Raw genomic sequence first — 17,787 nt, forward strand, 5'->3', positions numbered from 1 at the left:
ATGTCCCGCATTTACAGCTCTGCCGATCAGCTGATCGGCCACACACCTCTGTTGCGCCTCTCCCGCGTTGAACAGCGCACAGGTGCAGGCGCCGCGATACTTGCCAAGCTTGAATACCTGAACCCAACCGGATCCGCAAAGGACAGAATTGCAAAAGGTATGCTGGATGATGCTGAAGCCCGCGGTATTCTGCATCCCGGCTCGGTCATCATTGAACCCACCTCAGGCAATACCGGCATAGGCCTCGCCTCCGTCGCCGCAGCGCGCGGTTACCGCATCATCATTGTAATGCCGGATTCCATGAGTGCAGAGCGTCGAAGGCTCATGGCTGCCTATGGCGCCGAGCTGGTACTCACACCGGGCGCTGAGGGAATGGCCGGTGCCATCAAAAAAGCGGAAGCACTCGCACAGGAGCTTCCGAACAGCTTCATTCCCGGACAGTTTACCAATCCGGCAAATCCGGCGACACATCTTAACACCACAGGACCGGAAATCTGGGAGGATACCGGAGGCAACGCAGACTACCTGGTTGCCGGCGTCGGCACCGGAGGGACCTTAAGCGGAAGCGGGCGCTACTTAAAAAACCGGAATTCCAAAATTAAAATAGTGGCAGTAGAGCCGGAAGGCTCTGCCGTGATCTCCGGAAGGCCCGCAGGACCGCACGGACTTCAGGGCATCGGGGCCGGATTTATCCCAGATACCTTTGACAGAACCATCTATGATGAAATCATCACAGTATCTGACAAAGATGCCTATTCCACAGGACGCCTGCTCGGGAAATCCGAAGGGATACTCTGCGGAATCACCTCCGGCGCTGCACTCTGGGCTGCACTTCAGATCTCCATGCGCCCCGAAGCAAAGGGAAAAGCAATTGTAGTGGTGCTCCCGGACTCCGGGGATCGCTACCTCTCCTCACCGCTGTATGAAGCGTGATTTCGCCCTGTACGCCTGACAATTCCGTCTGCCGCTTTTTGCGGCAGTTTTTTTATTTGAATCAGAAACATTTCTAAAAATATGATTTAATACTTCTCAAAAGTGGTATGATTATATAAAAAGCTGTTTTATTACGCGTTCAGCGTGTATTTTTTGAGCAGCTCCAATTCATTCAGAAGGAGAGGTATATGCAATTAAGACAACAAGTGGATCTCGCAATTGATCGCAACACTGAAACGGCAGAGCAGCTGGTCCGCTTCATGTATGAGCATCCGGAGACCGCCAAGGAGGAGATTCTTGCGAGTTCCAGGATCACCGAGCTGTTGAAGAAAAAGGGCTTTGCTGTGGAGTATCCTTACCTTCAGAAGGAACTCGGTTACGGCACAGCCTTCCGAGCGGTCCTGGAAAATGGCAGTGGTCCGAAGGTCGCGATTCTGGTGGAATATGATGCACTTCCGGAACTCGGACACGGCTGCGGACACAATCTGCACGGCGCCCTGTCAACATTAGCCTCATTGGCTCTCTTTGATCTTAAGGAGCAGTTTCAGGGCACCCTTTATGTGATTGGAACTCCTGCTGAAGAAGGAGACGGCGCCAAGCTCCTCATGTCAGAGCTTGGAATCTTCGATGCGATGGATCTCGCAGTCATGATGCACAGCTGTGGTGCCATTTCCTATACTGACATGGATGCACTGAGCCTGCGCTGCTATGAGCTGACATTTCACGGACAGCAGTCTCACGCTGCCGCTGCTCCCTGGGCAGGTCACAATGCTCTGACGGCAGCCAGAAAATTTTTAGATCTGGTGGATGCGAGGAGGGAGAGTCTTGCCCCGTACAGCATATTCAGCGCGGTCATAAAGGAAGGTGGTATACAGGCAAATATCATTCCGGATTACGCGATGCTTCACCTGGAATTCCGCTCAAAGTCAAGAGCGGAACTGGAGGAGCTCAATAGAATTGTAAAGAACTGCGCCTCTGCTGCGGCACTGGCGATGGACTGTACAGCAGAATTCAAAGCGCTCTTCCCCGATTTTTACGATATGGTTCGCATCCCTGTGCTCGAAGAAGAGGTGCATACGCTCATGCAGTCGCGTGAGGAGGAAATTGCCGCGCCGGAGCGTCCTTCCGGTTCCACAGACATGGGAAATGTCAGTTACCGTTGTCCATCAATTCAGCCAATGATCTGCATCACAAAGCAGGCACTGGCACTGCACACCGCAGAATTGCGCGACAGTACAATACAGCCTTTTGCCATAGAGCAGATGAAGAAGGGGGCCGCTGTGATCTGCGAGCTGGCACTGAAGCTATTTCACGATAAAGCATTTTGCACCGAGGTAAGAAAGAGCTTTGAGACAGAGCTGAAAAAAAAGGAGGACATTGCGTTATGACAGCAACAGCTTCAAAAAAGAAGAATTTGAAACTGCCACATATTTATGTACTGCTTTTTGGCATTACTGTGCTCTGCACTATTCTCACTTGGATATTGCCGGCAGGAAGCTTTGACCGAACACTGAACGAGGCCGGAAGGGAGATCGTTGTTGCAGGGACCTTCCACCTTACAGATCCATCTCCTGTGGGTCCCTTTGAGATGTTCAAATGTATCTATGAAGGGCTCTGCGATGCCGCAGGAGTAACCATGTTTGTCTTTGTCGCCTATGCATTCATAGGGCTGATTATTTCCACAGGTGCCTTTGATGGACTGATCGCCGGCCTGCTCCGCACCTTTAAAGGGAAATCAAAGGCCATCATCATTCCTATCTTTATCACACTGATCGGATTTGCCTCCTCTACCATCGGCGTGTTTGAGGAGACCTTCCCCTTTATTCCGATCTTTGTCGGCATCTCAATCGCCATGGGCTACGACGCAATCGTCGGGCTGGCTATTGTTGCCCTGGCAGCTGCCATTGGTTATTCCGGTGCATTTATGAACCCCTTCACAGTCGGAACTGCACAGAGTATTGCAGATCTTCCCATCATGTCCGGCGCCGGCTTCCGTATCTTCTGCCATATCTGTATGATTATTGTCGCGTCTGTCTACACCGTCCGCTACGCGCTGAAGATCGAGAAGGATCCGACCAAGAGTCTGGTATACGGTGAAACAAATGAATTTGCCATCTCAGAGGAGGAAGTGCAGAACCATCCCTTCGGTATTCGTGAAAAGCTCGTGCTGGCAACACTGCTGGCAGGCATCTTACTGCTGATTTATGGCACAAAGACCTTTGGCTGGTACTTCACAGAGCTCAGTGCACTTTTTATCATTATGGGGCTCGTAAGCGCTATTATCATGGGATGGTCATCCAATGTTATCGCGGGAAAGCTCTCAAAGAGCTTTTCTGATATCGCAGAAGCCTGTCTCATGATTGGAATTGCCCGCGGCGTACTTATCGTGCTGCAGCACGGCAATATCATAGACACAGTGGTCTATGGTCTCTCACTCCCACTGGTGCATCTGCCCTCTCTGGTATCCGCAGAGTGTATGCTGCTCGTGCAGACACTAATCAATTTCCTGATGCCCTCCGGATCGGGACAAGCAGTTGTGAGTATGCCCATTATGGCGCCACTCTCCGACATTATCCACGTACAGCGCCAGATCGCTGTACTCTGCTTCCAGTACGGAGACGGCCTCTCAAATGTTCTCTGGCCCACTGCTCTGACTCCTGTTGTGACCGGTATTGCCGGAGTGAAGTTGGAGAAATGGTGGAAATGGTTCATACCGCTCTTCCTCATGCTCCTGGCCACCCAGATGGTTACAATCGCCATCGCTGTTTTGATCGGATGGTCATAAACCTGTCTGTAAAAACTGATTCCATCTATTCAGCGTAATTCTAAACCATTCTTTCCACTCCCGGGGATTCCTGCCCCGGGAGTGCTTGCATTTTTCTCCTTTTCCTGTTACTCTAAATGACTATCATCTCAGATATCTGTTTCAATTCATTCTTCAACATCTCAGGAGCGCCGCTTATGCCACAGGAAAAAAACTTACAGGAAAATAAGATGGGGACACTGCCGGTCGGGCGACTGCTGCTCTCCATGTCCGTTCCGATGATGCTCTCCATGATGGTGCAGGCACTGTACAATATCATTGATTCCATCTTTGTCTCCATGATCAGTGAATCTGCCCTGACTGCAGTGAGCCTTGCCTTTCCGATTCAGTCCCTCATGATTTCATGCAGTGTGGGACTTGCAGTCGGCATCAATGCCTATCTCTCAAAGGCTCTGGGCGAGCAGAATTTCGAGCGGGTCAATAAGAGCGCAGCGAATGGAATCTTCCTTGAATTTGCCGTGATGATCCTTTTTGTTCTGACCGGGCTTTTTCTTACTGTACCCTTCTTCCGTGCGCAGACCTCTGATCCGGAAATACTGCACTATGGACAGCAGTATATGCGTATCATATGCTGCTGCAGTCTGGGCATCTTTATGGAAATCACCTTTGAGCGCATTTTGCAGTCGACCGGAAAGACCATCTACGCTATGGCAACGCAGATGGTTGGCGCCATATTTAATATCTGCATGGATCCGATCCTGATCTTCGGACTTTTCGGCGCACCGCGGCTTGGAATGGCAGGTGCCGCCATTGCAACGGTCATGGGGCAGCATATTGCTGCCGTACTTGCCGCTGTTTTGAATCACAAATTCAATACCGAGGTACATATCCGCTTCCGCGGCTTTCGCCCAGATCCTCAGATCATCGAGGGCATCTTTGCCGTAGGTATTCCTTCTGTTATTATGCAGGCAATTGGCTCTGTCATGACCTACGGAATGAATCAGATCCTCATCGCCTTCACCCCCACGGCGACCGCAGTTTTCGGGATCTATTTCAAGATCAACAGCATTATCTTCATGCCCGTCTTTGGCCTGAACAACGGCAGCGTCCCTATCATTGCCTACAACTACGGAGCACAGAAAAAGGAGCGCATTCTGAAAACCATGAAGCTCGCCTTCTCTGCAGCCATCTCCATCATGACTGTTGGCTGTCTGCTCTTTGAACTGATCCCTGCATTCTTCTTCTCGCTCTTCAATGCCTCAGAGAATATGCTCTCGATCGGTGTGCCAGCCTTTCGCATCATAGGCCTTGGCTTCCCCTTTGCGGGCTTTGCCATCGCCTGCGGCTCTGTCTTTCAGGCACTGGGAAAGGGCAGCTACAGCATGATTGTGTCTATCTGCCGGCAGATGCTGGTGCTGCTTCCCATGGCCTACCTGCTTTCACTCTCCGGCGTTTTAGAATATGTATGGTGGTCCTACAATATTGCTGAAGCCGTATCTGTGCTCCTCTCCGCCTTCTTTCTTCGAAAGATATACCGGGAGATCATAGCAAAGGTCGGGACCTGAGGCCCCGACCTTTTATCAAAAACCATTTTCCCTCTATTTGTCAGAACAAAAAATGACCCACGGCAGATTATAGTGCCAACCACTATCTCAGTGGTCAGATCTGGTATGAACCAGGCATTGCTGCCTTCCGTGGCGCTCTTTTATGTATATCGGTTCCCAGATTTGTTTTAAAGCCAGTGCCATCACAGAGGATCAGCGGCAGATGCTTCAGGCTTCAGCGTAAAGGTCGTGTTTCCATCTTTCATATCAGGCAAAACATCCCATTCAACATAGGTATTTCCTCTGCGCGCATACAGAGAATAATACGGAAACCCCTCTCCTTCAAACGCATTAAACTGGTAGACCTTTCCAGCTTCCGTAATTACAGAGGCCACCTTTTTGTCCCGTACCATTTCTCCATTTTCTTCATCAAACTCAAGAGACCACAGCTCTGCTGTCACGCCATCCGTGTCACATTTGAATCTCATATCCGTATCCGGGCCCTCATTCATGATCTGTATGTCGTTTCCCAATCCTCTGTAATCGGCAGTGCTGGGATCAGAATACACGGTGATCGTAAAATCTCCCCTCGAAAGCTCTGTATGTTGTCCCTCCGCAGGATCCGTCCTGTCCTTTACATATTTTTCATACAGTCCATCATAGATCTTCTTATCGGCAGGAAGCGATTCATACGTATCAAGATTCTTGCCCCCCACATGATCTATGCTGTACGCTCCATTAAGCTCATCTATATAGTAATAATCTGTGACAGCCTCATCCCCCAACAGCCAGATCTCATATTCATTGGTATTTGAACCGCCGGCGCCATGCCAGTGGCCTGTCACAATGACAGCGCTCTCCTTTTTATTGATTCCCCCTATCCATCCCTCTATGCCCAGTTGTATAAGTGCATCGTCCGCTACGGTATATACATGAGCGATACCGTACATTCCGGAACCATACAGAAAGAGCTCCGGGATGCCGTCTCCATTTACGTCATCAAGCGCATAACTGTCAAAGCCGTAATGATCTCCGAAATACATCTTCAGATAGTCATTCCCGCCCGAATATTCTTCGTCAAGGGTCCAGTCCTCAATAAGAGGCTGATACTGCTCAGGAACTGCTGCGGATAAGAAATGCCGCTCACGGAACTCATCAAGGGTCATTTCCTTCATGAACACTTTATAGGAATCCATAAGTACCGAAGCCTTGATGCTCCTTCCCTTATTCTCAAAATGCTCGTCGTCCGCATAGAACATATGGTCATACATGAAAGCGATTATATAACCATCCTTCTCCATGCCGCCGAACATATCTTCTTCTGCCGACAGGTATTTTTCTTCAGAGACTTTTCCATCAACAGTCTCATATGTAATATTTCCGTCATAGTCGCCGGTTTTGTCATTCCATGTATGCTCCGTGACAGAAGCGGCAAAACTGTCAATATCTGCCTTCCCGTTTTTCAGTGTCAGGTCACACTCGATAAAGCCATTATAAAAACCGCCTGAGCGAACAACGTTTTCACAGATATAATGGTACCGGTCTTCCGCTTTGTCGTAATATACACGGAATGCATCAGCTCCATTGTCATTCATCAGGTCAGGCGCAAAATCGCCGTTGTTTTCCCTCTGAATTCCACTCCCGCTCCATTTGCACTCCGTAAAACCATCACCCGCTTCATTGATCTCATAAATATGATTTTCAGAGTAGTATCCCGTCCCTGTCGTAAACGCCACGATAAGCTCAGTCCTGCCGTTATGATCCAGATCTGTCACCGCATACCCCATCGTGTCATAGTACGGCTCAGACTCGCCTGCCCAGAATCCCCACTCCTCCTCGCGGTCAAGGAAGATATCAATCTGGCGCATCAGTTCATCCGCATCCGGAACATTTTTTACGGGGTTCCCGGGAAGTATGTGCGTTTTTTCTGCTGCCGCCTCTGTTCCGGAAACATTTTCTGTCCCCACAGGCGCTGCTGTTCCGCTCTCCGTTTTTGCAGCTCTCTCCCCGCTCTTTCCACAGCCCGAAAAAAGAACCGGCAGGCACATCAGAATAACAACTGCTGACAAGGAACCTTTTGTAATATCTTCATATTCATACCGCCCTATCCTCCAAAAACGGCTTCGCCTTTTATTAGAAATCAACAGTCTTCTGTTTTCTGAACCAACCTTTGATTACAGCCACCCGCAGTTCTGCCAACATATCTCCCACACCCACTTTTCGGCTGCGGCCCGGGAGACCAACATCTGCTCTCCACAGCACTTTCAGTCCGGCAACGAAATACTCCCTGAAATGAAAGTATATATCTTTATAATTATTCTACCATTTTTGCCATATTTTTTCTATATAATAGGAAGAAAGCAAATAATTTTTGATTATAATTCTAAAAGTCCGAAATTCGATTCACAAGAATTTTTCGAAATTCCTGCTCCTTTCGGAGCCCTAAAGTCCAGCTTTTTGTCCGCACCCCCTTATCTAATACCTTTTATTCTATTTGCCACTTTTACCCCTCCTTTCTTAAAAATGGGCATGAAAAAAGACATCTACTTTTCGTAAATGTCTTAGTAATATGTTTTATTCAATTCGACAAACTGGGAATTGTTGTTAAATTACAGCTTTCTGTACATCATCTGGTGCTTTCCCGAATTAATGCCAATCATTTGTTTTCTCATCCGTAATCTCCAATGTCTCAGTATCTATTAGATAGAAATCCACAACCTTGGTGGAAGCTACTTCATTACCGGATTTGTCTTTAAATTTAATTTGATAAACATATTCTCTTGAACCATTCTCAACATAAGATTCATTAATAATAATGTAATGCGTTGCTATAGCTGAAATACCATCTTGCTCGTATACTTGCTCCGCAATATTAACGTAAGGATATCCCTTAGCCGAAATATTATATGCCAGAAACTCGCTAAGTTCATCCCCTGCCTTTACTCCTTGGTATGACTCGGTATTTCTGATATAAGTTGCAACAGCTGTTAGTTCCTTCTTATAGGACTGAAATTCTTCTGTCAGAGGATAGCCGTCACTGTCTGTATCTATTGCTGTGTCATCCTCCTTCTCCTGTTGAGAAAATATATTTTCATTATCTATTCCCTCGTCTTCTGAATCATCAGTTATTTCAGTGGTATCATCCATTGCAGCATTTTCTTCCATCATACTATCATCTTCGTAACCATCAACAAATGGATCAAATCCGCCTTTTCCAAAGTGATCAGTAAAAAGTACTTCATCACCTGTAATAAGTGGATTTTTGTATTCATAATAATCAACATATACCTGCAGAAAGGCTCTCACATAGGCAACACATTTTATTCCGTCTTTTTCAACTATATGCATCGGTTTATAAGAAAAAGCAAATAATAAAATGCAAATATAAGTCAAAGGTATGAGACAAATGGCTTCAACACATATTGCTACATATTTCACATAATTCTTTCGTATTTTTAGCAATAATTGAAATATGCCCAACAATATTCCTATTATTATGATTCCGATTACCGCATAATAAACCCATTCTATAAACTTCAGATGAAAAAACGATAATATGCCGTGAGCACCTGCAAATGACGTAGCTGCTACAAGTGTATCTAAGAGTATATACTTAGAATAATGCTTTAAAATATCTTTCATCTGAAAGCCTCCTTGTCATGTGCAGACACAATTACAAATTCAAATTTATTCAAATGTTGTAAATACGCATTTTTATTAAATTTAATATTGCTATTTTTATAAATCCAATGCAGCTTCATCTAAAAGAAAGTCCTCTACACCAATATATAAAATACCATCATCATCATATCCTGGCACAATATTATTTCTAACTATAACAACCTTCTTAAAGGAATCTCCGGTTCTCCTCAAAGATTCTGTTTCTTGTATTTGCTTTTGTCTCTATGTCATGCGCTTTTAGTCTCTGTTGACTTCTGTCGCATTTATTCTAAAATCTCGGCATAATATTGAGGAAATGCGTGAGAGAATCCGACGCATGAACGACCCGCATTATCTTCATACCGTTTCCATGACAGAGCTGTATCAGACCGCCTACAAGAGCAGACCGCCCGTCATAGACGGTCTGCTCTACTCAGGGGCATATATCCTCGCAGGAGCGCCCAAAATCGGAAAATCATTTCTGGTAGCGCAGCTTGCCTACCATGTCAGCACAGGGCAAAGGCTGTGGGGCTATGAAGTCCATCAGGGTACGGTTCTGTACCTTGCACTGGAGGATGATTTCCAGAGAATCCAGAGCCGGATGTTTATGATGTACGGCGTGGCGGATACCGCCAGCCTGCATTTTGCAACGGCAGCAAACAAAATCGGAAACGGTCTTGATGAGCAGCTTGAAAATTTTGTACGTGAGCATCCCGACACCAAACTCATTATCATTGACACCATGCAGAAGATTCGGGAGGCCGGAGGCGAGGCTTACAGCTACGCCAGCGACTATAAAATCATCGGAAAGCTCAAGCGTTTTGCGGACAGACACAGCATTTGCATCGTTACCGTCCATCACACAAGAAAGCAGCCAGCCGGGGACAGCTTTGAAACGATCTCCGGCACGACGGGACTTCTTGGTTGTGCAGACGGAGCACTCCTGATGCAGAAGAAGAAACGGACAGCATTGGAGGCCACGGTCGATGCCGTGGGGCGAGATCAACAGGATCAGATTCTATATCTGAAAAAAGATGCCGACACGCAGATATGGAGCCTTGAACGGACGGAGAACAAGCCTCATCAGGAGCCGCCCGACCCTGTATTGGATACGGTTTCCCAGCTTGTTTCCTCCGAAAGCAGAGAATGGGCAGGCAGTCCGACCGAGCTTGCGGAAGCGGTGAATACGGGCATGGTGGCAAACGCCCTCACCCATGTTGTCTATATCCCCGTCGTGGAAAAACAGATTCTATGGACGAAACGCTGCAAGGATAAATCGCTGGTGGGGACGGTCAAGGAAACGATACAGCAGGTCAGTATGAGTAAAAAGTGGGATTCCAAGCCCGCGCTGGACGAGCATGGGAAACCGCTGCTGAACGCAAACGGGAAAACTGTGCTCCGAAAATCCTATTCCGTTCTGCAAGATGATTTCTTCGCCGCCATGCGAAAGGCAGGGTATGACGATGTGGAGCGAGGCGAACGCGGCAGCTCCGAGGAACATCTGACGGTGACGCAGTTCAAGGTACAACAGGAACAGGCGCGGCTGGCAGCATTCACAGAACAGAACCGTCAGCAGGAAAAACAGGCAGCAACGCTTGGGAGCAAAATTGAAAAAATCCAGAATCAGCGGGTCGATGTGCGGTCTATCGAAAAAATCGTGGCAACGTCCATTCCCTTCTCATCCAAAGTTGCCGTGGAGCGTGAAGATTTTGACCGGATTTCCACTCTGGCAAAGAAGTATGTTACAGCAGAGAAAAAGGAATCCAAACTGCAAAAGGCGGTGGATGCGGCAAACAAACTGATTGCAAAGCTCAAGGCTGAGATTGACAGTTTGAAACAGGAAATTTCTGATTATAAGTCTGTCCACAGCAAGCTCCGTGCGGCAGAATTGGAGCGTGAAAATACGGAGCTGCGCGGGAAAGTCCGCAGCTATGAGGATGTAATTCAGCGTAATAATCTGTGGCGATTCTTCCATCCGCTCAGAGAAAAAGCGGTCACGAGGGACGAAGCTCGCTGATTCCTGTGTAGAGCCGGAAAAAACGCATTTTATCGAATGGGAGCGCGTCGGACAGGGCAGACATCGTCCGGCGCGCTCCTGTTTGAAAATCGCCATTTTTCCCAAGTCAAGAGCCGAAGAAAATCCCCGAAAAACACCCCTATTGCGTGACAGAGCCGCAGAAAGGATAAGCCTATGAGAACAGGACTTACCAAGCAGGAAAAGACCACCGAAATCTATTTTGACGAGAAAGACCCCACCATCTTCATCCGCACCCACAACACCGACCTCAAAAACAGGCTGACCGCATACAGCCGCAAACACCCTGCCGTCTGCAAGCTGACGGACGTAGACCCGGACACGGGCTGCAAGGAATTTGAGATTGAAAAGGGACGCTTCTCTTTCCGGCTGACCGCCCCATACAGAGAGGAACGCCGCAGGGCGGCAAGCGAAGCGGCGAAAAACGAATAAAAGGGTTTTAGGGCTTCGTTGATTGTTGCGTTGGCAACCCCACCGCAATGGTAGTGCCCTTCTCCGAACTTTTCTCTACCCAAACGGAGCCGCCGTGGAGGTCGGCGATCTCCCATACCAGTGAGAGCCCCAGTCCTGCGCCACCGTATTCCCGGTTGCGAGACTTGTCCACCCGGAAGAAGGGCTGGAAGATACTGCGCTGATACACCTCCGGGATGCCGCAGCCGGTGTCGGAGACGCGGAGCAGGAGCTTTTCCAACTCCTGAGTGACAGAAACCCGTACCGAGCCGCCCGGCCGGTTGTACTTGACAGCATTCTCCGTCAGGTTGAAGATCAGCCGGTAGATCAGTGCATCGCTGCCGGTCATAATGCCGTCGCCCTCCGCCGTCAGCGTGACGCCGAGCTTATCTGAGAGCGGCGCAAGATCTGTGAAGATCTCCTCGATCATGGGAGCGAGCTGGATCCGCTCTTTCCGCGCCACCTGCCGCAGATTGCTCATCTCCAGCAGTGTCCTGGTCATCTGTATCAGCCGTTCCATCTGCTCACGCAAAAGCGTGAGGAACTCCGCCGTCTCCGGTCGCACATCAGGATGCTCCGCGGAAAACAGCTCCAACTGCGCCTGTATTAGTGCCAGTGGCGTGCGCAGCTCGTGGGCGGCGTTGCCAGCGAACTGACGCTGGGCGGAAAAGGCGTTGTTCAGCCGCTCCAGCATCTGGTTGAACGAACGGCTCAGCTGCCGGAACTCCGAAATAGCATCTTCATCGATCCTCATATCAGCAAGATTGTTCAGCTGCACCTGCTCCACCTGCGAGGTAAAGCTGCGCAGGGGCTTGAGAGCGCGTCCGCTGACGAAATAGGCGAGGATGCCGCTGAGCAGCGTTACCGCCGCCGTGATGTACCAGTTGGTGGTGCGGAAGCGCCCCTGCACCCCATCGACGACGATGATCAACTCCTCGTTGGGCGCTATGAGCTGCGGGTCAAAGCTCGCCGCTCCGCCATCATTCAGTATCACCGTGCCGCCGCCTTGTAAACTGTCCGCAATGGTGTCCATATAGTACACACCGGAGGAGCACAGCAGCAAATTCATGGCCACGCAGGTGATGCCGATGAGCAGGACGGACATCAGCGTGATGCGACACTGCAGGGAAAGCCGCTTCATTCCTCCTCGCCTCCCATCAGATAGCCCTCGCCGATGCGGTTGCGGATGGGGTCATAGCCCAGCACGGCGCGGAGCTTTTTGCGCAGGGCGGAGATGTGGACGCGAATGGAATTGCTGAAGCTGTCCACGCTATTGCCCCAAACGTGATCCATCAGCTCCTCCTGACTTACTGGCCTTCCTTGATGCACCATCAGGTATTCCAGGATTCCCGTTTCCTTCCGGGTGAGCGTCAGCGTCTGCCCGTTGACGGTGGCGGTACGGGAGCGGGTGTCAAAGGTCAGGCCTCCGCAGCTTAGCAGCACATCCTGCTGGGTGAACTGCCGCAATGTCAGGCTGCGGATGCGGGCCTCCAGCTCCGCCAAGTGGAAGGGCTTCGCCAGATAGTCGTTCGCCCCGGCATCCAGCCCCTGCACCTTGTCCTCCACTTCGCTGCGGGCGGAGAGGATCAGCACCCGCGTCTCCCGGTCGGTCTGCCGCAGTGTGCGCAGCACCGTCATGCCGTCCTTTTTCGGCAGATTCAGATCAAGAAGCACCAGATCGTATCGTTCCACGCCCAGAAACGCCAGCGCCTTTTCGCCGTCATAGCAGTAGTCCACGCTGTAGGCCAGCCGCCGCAGGCTGCGAACGATGGTCTCGCACAGGGCGCGTTCATCTTCAATTACTAAAAGGTGCATGAGAGCCCTCCTTTTTATTCTTCGTTTTTGTGTTGCTTTCATCATAGCAAAAACAGATAAGGTTTGCGTTAAGTTTTCGTTCTTAACAGAGACTTTAACTCTCCCGCGCTATGATGGGGGCAGAAAATCGGAAAGGGTGATGAAAAATGAGCTACGGGAAAAAGGCCGCGGCGCAGATCGTGCTGCTGATGGCCGGAGCCGCCATGCTGTGCTTTGGTGTCTGGCGGGGCGAGGCGGCGACAGTGCTGAGCAAAGCAATCAAATTATGTCTGGAGTGTGTGGGCATTGGGTAAAAAGTTTTCAGGCGTTTCACAGACCATGTCCCGCTTCCGGGGCTGGATTCAGGCGGGGGCGACGCTGCTGACCAACCTGCATCTGCCGAACTTTCTCAAGGGCGGACTGTATCAGGGGACGGGGAAGACCGTCTGCGTGCCGGGGCTGAACTGCTACTCCTGTCCGGCGGCGTCCGGGGCCTGCCCCATCGGGGCGTTTCAGGCGGTGGTGGGGTCTTCCAAGTTCAGCTTCTCCTACTATATCACAGGCTTCCTTATTCTGCTGGGCGTGCTGCTGGGGCGCTTTATCTGCGGCTTTCTATGCCCCTTCGGCTGGTTTCAGGAGCTGCTGCACAAAATCCCCACTAAGAAGCTTTCCACAAAGAGGCTGAAGCCGCTGACATACCTGAAATACGCTGTCCTGCTGGTGATGGTTTTCCTGCTACCGGCGTTCCTTGTGAACGATGTTGGCATGGGAAACCCGTTCTTCTGCAAATACCTCTGCCCCCAAGGTGTGCTGGAGGGAGCCATCCCGCTGTCCCTTGCCAATTCCGGCATCCGGGCGGCGCTGGGCAAGCTGTTTACATGGAAATTCAGCATCCTGCTGTCGGTGATTGCGCTGAGCGTACTGTTCTACCGACCGTTCTGCAAGTGGCTCTGCCCGCTTGGCGCGTTCTACGCGCTGTTCAACCGGGTGTCCCTCTTCCAGATGAAGGTGGATAAGAATAAGTGCGTCTCCTGCGGGAAATGCGCTAGAGCCTGCAAGATGGATGTGGATGTGACGAAAACGCCCAACCATACCGAGTGCATCCGCTGCGGAATGTGCATCCGCGCCTGTCCGACGAAAGCCGTGTGCTTCCGCTACGGCTTCGGAGACGGTAAAGATAAGGCAAAAGCAGCGGAAACGCTACAGACAAGCAACAATAACAAGGAGGAATAAAACGAATGAAGATGAATAGGACGAATACTGCCGGCAGAATTCTGGCGCTGCTGCTTACTGCACTGATGGTGCTCTCTCTGGCAGCCTGCGGCACAAAGGGCGGAGACAAAATGGACGGAATGAGCAGCGAACCGAAGAATGCCGAGGAAGCGGTTGCCATGCACAAGGAGCTGATGGCGCAGGAAAATGCCATTCTCTCGGAGGACACAGCGCTTTGGGAAAAGGTTTTCATGGCGGCCGACAAGGGCATGACCATGCAGGAGGACGACAAAAACTATGGTGAGTTCTTGTTGGACACCATCGAAGGTTCCAAAGATCAGTTTACGGAGGATGAGCTGAAGCTGCTCAAGGAGGCGGCGGAGAAGATCAGCGAGATTGAAAACAAGCTGACCATGATAGAGAAAAAGTACCCCGAGGCGGCACAGCGATCTATGGATGGCGCTATGAGCGTGCCCGCGGGCAGCGACATGACCACGCTGCCTGATGACGGCAGCATGCAGAAATTCCCCGCCTTTGAGGGCAAGGACCTGGATGGCAACACGGTGAAGAGCGACGAGCTGTTCTCCGCCAACGCCGTCACCGTGGTGAATTTCTGGTTCACCACCTGCAATCCCTGCGTGGGCGAGCTTTCCGAGCTGGACGCACTGAACAAGGAGCTTGCGAAGAAGGGCGGCGCACTCATCGGTGTCAACACCTTCACATTGGATGGCGATGAAGCGGCAATTTCCGAAGCAAAAGATGTACTGGCCAAGAAGGGCGTGACCTACCAGAATGTGTATTTCGCTTCCGACGGCGAGGCGGGAAAGTTCACTACAAACGTTTTTGCCTACCCCACCACCTATGTGGTTGACCGCAACGGCAATATCGTGGGTGACCCCATCGTAGGCGCCATCACGGAAAAGAAGCAGGCGGAGACGCTGCAAAAGCTCATCGACCAGGCTCTTGCCGCCGATATGGGCTGACAAACGAATTTATCTTCTCAGAAAGGAGGGATACACCATGTATCGGAGGGTATCGCCGCTTCTGCTCACCGCGGTACTGCTGCTGAGCGGCTGCACTGCCGGGCAGAAAAATATGCCGCATAAGACGGACGAGAAGGAAATGACCGGACAGCCCTCTGATATGTCCGGTGAAGGAAGCATGTATATGGATACCACGGAAAATGTCATATATCTGGCGGGCGGCTGCTTCTGGGGCATGGAACAGCTGATGCAGTCCATCCCCGGCGTCATCGATGCCGAGAGCGGCTATGCCAACGGCACCTGCGAGGCGGACGCCGATTACAAGACCGTCTGCAAGGGCGAGACCGGCTTTCGGGAGGCCGTGCGGGTGGAGTATGACCCCGGACAGGTGAGTCTCGACGCCCTGCTGCTGGCCTACTTCTATGTGATCGACCCCACGGTGGAGAACCGGCAGGGCAACGACCGGGGCAGCCAGTATCAGACCGGTGTCTATTACACCAACGAAAACGCGAAGGAAACGGTGGAGCGCATCGCGGAGATCGAGCGAGGACGCAGTGAAAAGTTCTTCGTGGAGATCGGCCCACTCAAGAACTACTACCCCGCCGAGGAGTACCACCAGAACTACCTCGAAAAGAACCCGAACGGCTACTGTCACATCCCGCGCGCGGAGATGGAGCTGTTTTCCCGGCTGCGCATCGATCCGGGCGACTATCAGAAGCCCGCGGCGGAATCCATCCGGGACAAGCTGACGGCGGAGCAGTACCGTGTTACGCAGGAGAGCGGCACGGAGCGCGCTTTCACAGGCGAGTTCTGGGATAAGTTTGAAAAGGGCATCTATGTGGATGTCGTCACCGGCGAGCCGCTCTTTTCCTCCACGGATAAGTACGAGAGCGGCTGCGGCTGGCCGGCTTTCACAAAGCCCATTGAAGAGCCTGCCGTGGTGGAACTGGAGGACCTGAGCCACGGCATGCGCCGCACAGAGGTCAGAAGCCGTGCCGGAGATTCTCACCTTGGTCATGTGTTCACCGGCGATCCGGAGTCCCCCAATGGCGTGCGCTACTGCATCAACAGTGCGGCCCTGCGCTTTGTGCCTTACGCAAAGATGAAAGCAGAGGGTTACGGATATCTTCTGTATCTGTTCGAGGAATGAGTTCGCAAAATACAATGATATAATAAGCAGCGGCCCAATCATTATGAACCGGGCCGCTGTCGTTTATGCTCATGTCGGTTGATTCAAACAGGACGTTCAGCTTGCTGTTCAGAATCAGATCGGCATAAGCAAGCGGGTCGTTGTAGATCAGATATTCCAGCTCTGACCGCTGGAAGCGGTTATCGGCAACTTCGTTTTCAACGGCGGTGAAGTAATGGAAATCTGGCTTCTATCGTCAAAAACCAATTCTACGCAGGCTGTATCTATGTTGAATGGATAGGATATAAGTTTGCTCATGATCATACCTCCAAGATGATTTTTGAGGTGAATCAGGCGGTCTATTTCCGGGTGATTATTGGCGGGAATCATATCGAAATCTGCTGCAAATCATTTAAAACAAGTCGTTGCGAACGGTTAGTACGTATAAAATAGCTGGCTACAAAACGGCTACAAAATTCGCAAGGAACCTATGTACAGCCCGAAATACGTGGATTATTTGGACGAAAAGCGTATCGAGAGTGCATTTTATAACCCTAAATCAAAGCTCAAGACTTGAGTATGATTTTTCTCTCCACTCTTCTGTTCTTTCGTTAGATAATCTTGTATAAATTCCGGCCTTAAAGACTTTTCTTTCTGTCTTTTCATTTTTCTTTTCAATATATCTTTTGGAAGTTCTTGCCATTATAAAACACCTCCAGCTAATTGCATTGGAGTCTTATTTTCAAGAGCATTTCCAAATACCTTATTGATTGAAATCAAATTCTTCTTTACTTCGGACTTGCTTTCACTTTCTTCTTATCTTGTTTTGTGAAATTATATCATCAAAAAACATCTCTATATTCAAATAAATCACCTCCACAAATTCTAAATCATCTATTCTACTGCCAAGTTTGCCCCTTAGTGTAGAGTTGCCTGAACTGCGGTCGGCTCTGTTATCCATATCACTGCTACAACCTATGACATCTAATCCGCAGCCTAAACCCTGCCGCTTATTTTCTATCCCCGGAAAAATCACTCAGTAGATATGTTTCCATATAAAAAAACCGATCTATTTTACAAGGAAGCCCCGATGGCGCTTACCTCGCAAAAATCCCGGAAATACGCCACTTTTTAGCACTTATTTATCTTTCCTTGACATCAAACAGACCATCTCAACATGGCTCGATTGCTCCAAATTGATGTCAAAAGTCCACTGAATTGAGCCGTTCGTTCTCGGAAACATATCCACAGCCTTTTTGACCTCAAAATCGCCATTTTCTCGA

At 50.1% G+C, this 17,787-nt stretch carries 17 protein-coding genes and 1 pseudogene; 11 read left to right on the forward strand and 7 right to left on the reverse strand.

Translation table 11 applies throughout. From position 1 onward, the window contains the following. The 4 genes from cysK to J2S20_RS00915 all read left to right on the forward strand — a co-directional run bounded on the left by cysK (position 1) and on the right by J2S20_RS00915 (position 5,262). Entirely contained in the window at positions 1 to 933 is a 933-nt protein-coding gene (cysK, locus tag J2S20_RS00900; RefSeq protein ID WP_106612747.1) for a cysteine synthase A, read from the forward strand. 188 nt (positions 934 to 1,121) lie between these two features. Continuing rightward, positions 1,122 to 2,321, forward strand: a complete 1,200-nt coding sequence (locus J2S20_RS00905; RefSeq protein WP_307252052.1) for an amidohydrolase — start codon at positions 1,122 to 1,124, stop codon at positions 2,319 to 2,321. Positions 2,322 to 2,347: 26 nt separating this feature from the next. Further along, a complete protein-coding gene (locus tag J2S20_RS00910; RefSeq protein WP_307252054.1) occupies positions 2,348 to 3,718 on the forward strand; it encodes a YfcC family protein in 1,371 nt (456 codons plus the stop codon). A 176-nt stretch (positions 3,719 to 3,894) separates the two neighbouring features. Then, complete coding sequence (locus tag J2S20_RS00915; protein ID WP_106612750.1) at positions 3,895 to 5,262, forward strand: MATE family efflux transporter; 1,368 nt, start codon at positions 3,895 to 3,897, stop codon at positions 5,260 to 5,262. A gap of 182 nt (positions 5,263 to 5,444) precedes the next feature. On the opposite strand, the gene J2S20_RS00920 is transcribed toward J2S20_RS00915, so the two are convergent. After that, entirely contained in the window at positions 5,445 to 7,208 is a 1,764-nt protein-coding gene (locus J2S20_RS00920) for a hypothetical protein (protein WP_307252058.1), read from the reverse strand. Here J2S20_RS00920 and J2S20_RS00925 point away from each other — a divergent pair. After that, the gene (locus J2S20_RS00925) at positions 7,156 to 7,797 is read left to right on the forward strand and encodes a hypothetical protein (RefSeq protein WP_307252060.1); all 642 of its coding nucleotides are present in this window, start codon (positions 7,156 to 7,158) and stop codon (positions 7,795 to 7,797) included. The genes J2S20_RS00920 and J2S20_RS00925 overlap by 53 nt on opposite strands. Before the next feature lie 90 nt (positions 7,798 to 7,887). Here the strand turns inward: J2S20_RS00925 and J2S20_RS00930 are convergent, their stop codons facing one another. Together J2S20_RS00930 and J2S20_RS00935 are read right to left on the reverse strand one after the other, a co-directional pair. Then, positions 7,888 to 8,883 carry a hypothetical protein gene (locus J2S20_RS00930; protein ID WP_307252062.1) on the reverse strand — a complete coding sequence of 332 codons (996 nt, stop codon included), beginning with the start codon at positions 8,881 to 8,883 and terminating at the stop codon, positions 7,888 to 7,890. Between the two features lie 96 nt (positions 8,884 to 8,979). Further along, complete coding sequence (locus J2S20_RS00935) at positions 8,980 to 9,114, reverse strand: hypothetical protein (RefSeq protein ID WP_307252064.1); 135 nt, start codon at positions 9,112 to 9,114, stop codon at positions 8,980 to 8,982. Between the two features lie 124 nt (positions 9,115 to 9,238). On the opposite strand from J2S20_RS00935, the gene J2S20_RS00940 reads away from it, so the two are divergent. Both J2S20_RS00940 and J2S20_RS00945 read left to right on the forward strand, forming a co-directional pair. Continuing rightward, positions 9,239 to 10,918 (forward strand): AAA family ATPase, encoded by a 1,680-nt coding sequence (locus J2S20_RS00940; RefSeq protein ID WP_307252066.1) that lies wholly within the window; start codon positions 9,239 to 9,241, stop codon positions 10,916 to 10,918. A gap of 174 nt (positions 10,919 to 11,092) precedes the next feature. Continuing rightward, on the forward strand, positions 11,093 to 11,368 hold the full coding sequence (locus J2S20_RS00945) for a hypothetical protein (RefSeq protein WP_106612753.1): 276 nt from the start codon (positions 11,093 to 11,095) through the stop codon (positions 11,366 to 11,368). Between the two features lie 7 nt (positions 11,369 to 11,375). Here J2S20_RS00945 and J2S20_RS00950 read toward each other — a convergent pair whose 3' ends face one another. Beyond that, complete coding sequence (locus tag J2S20_RS00950; protein WP_307252068.1) at positions 11,376 to 12,527, reverse strand: sensor histidine kinase; 1,152 nt, start codon at positions 12,525 to 12,527, stop codon at positions 11,376 to 11,378. After that, positions 12,524 to 13,201, reverse strand: coding sequence for a response regulator transcription factor (locus J2S20_RS00955; RefSeq protein ID WP_106612755.1), 678 nt, complete (start codon positions 13,199 to 13,201; stop codon positions 12,524 to 12,526). The genes J2S20_RS00950 and J2S20_RS00955 overlap by 4 nt, the downstream gene beginning before the upstream one ends. 146 nt (positions 13,202 to 13,347) lie before the next feature. On the opposite strand from J2S20_RS00955, the gene J2S20_RS00960 reads away from it, so the two are divergent. From J2S20_RS00960 to msrB, 4 genes are read left to right on the forward strand one after another with little or no spacing between them, the layout of a single operon-like run. Further along, positions 13,348 to 13,494: a CD1871A family CXXC motif-containing protein gene (locus J2S20_RS00960; RefSeq protein ID WP_170065407.1), complete on the forward strand. Its 147-nt coding sequence runs from the start codon at positions 13,348 to 13,350 to the stop codon at positions 13,492 to 13,494. A 25-nt stretch (positions 13,495 to 13,519) separates the two neighbouring features. Next, complete coding sequence (locus tag J2S20_RS00965; protein WP_172463669.1) at positions 13,520 to 14,413, forward strand: 4Fe-4S binding protein; 894 nt, start codon at positions 13,520 to 13,522, stop codon at positions 14,411 to 14,413. Positions 14,414 to 14,418: 5 nt separating this feature from the next. Continuing rightward, complete coding sequence (locus tag J2S20_RS00970) at positions 14,419 to 15,375, forward strand: TlpA disulfide reductase family protein (protein ID WP_330692709.1); 957 nt, start codon at positions 14,419 to 14,421, stop codon at positions 15,373 to 15,375. A 37-nt stretch (positions 15,376 to 15,412) separates the two neighbouring features. Further along, complete coding sequence (gene msrB / locus J2S20_RS00975; RefSeq protein WP_307252076.1) at positions 15,413 to 16,525, forward strand: peptide-methionine (R)-S-oxide reductase MsrB; 1,113 nt, start codon at positions 15,413 to 15,415, stop codon at positions 16,523 to 16,525. Here msrB and J2S20_RS12375 read toward each other — a convergent pair. Next, a pseudogene (locus J2S20_RS12375) lies at positions 16,440 to 16,894 on the reverse strand (DUF6061 family protein). The gene msrB and the pseudogene J2S20_RS12375 sit on opposite strands and share 86 nt — an antisense overlap. A gap of 169 nt (positions 16,895 to 17,063) precedes the next feature. Beyond that, a complete protein-coding gene (locus J2S20_RS00985; protein WP_170065406.1) occupies positions 17,064 to 17,207 on the reverse strand; it encodes a hypothetical protein in 144 nt (47 codons plus the stop codon). Positions 17,208 to 17,787 lie beyond the last annotated feature (580 nt).

The organism is Moryella indoligenes (assembly GCF_030812885.1).
In the GTDB taxonomy this organism is placed as follows: Bacteria; Bacillota; Clostridia; order Lachnospirales; family Lachnospiraceae; genus Moryella; species Moryella indoligenes.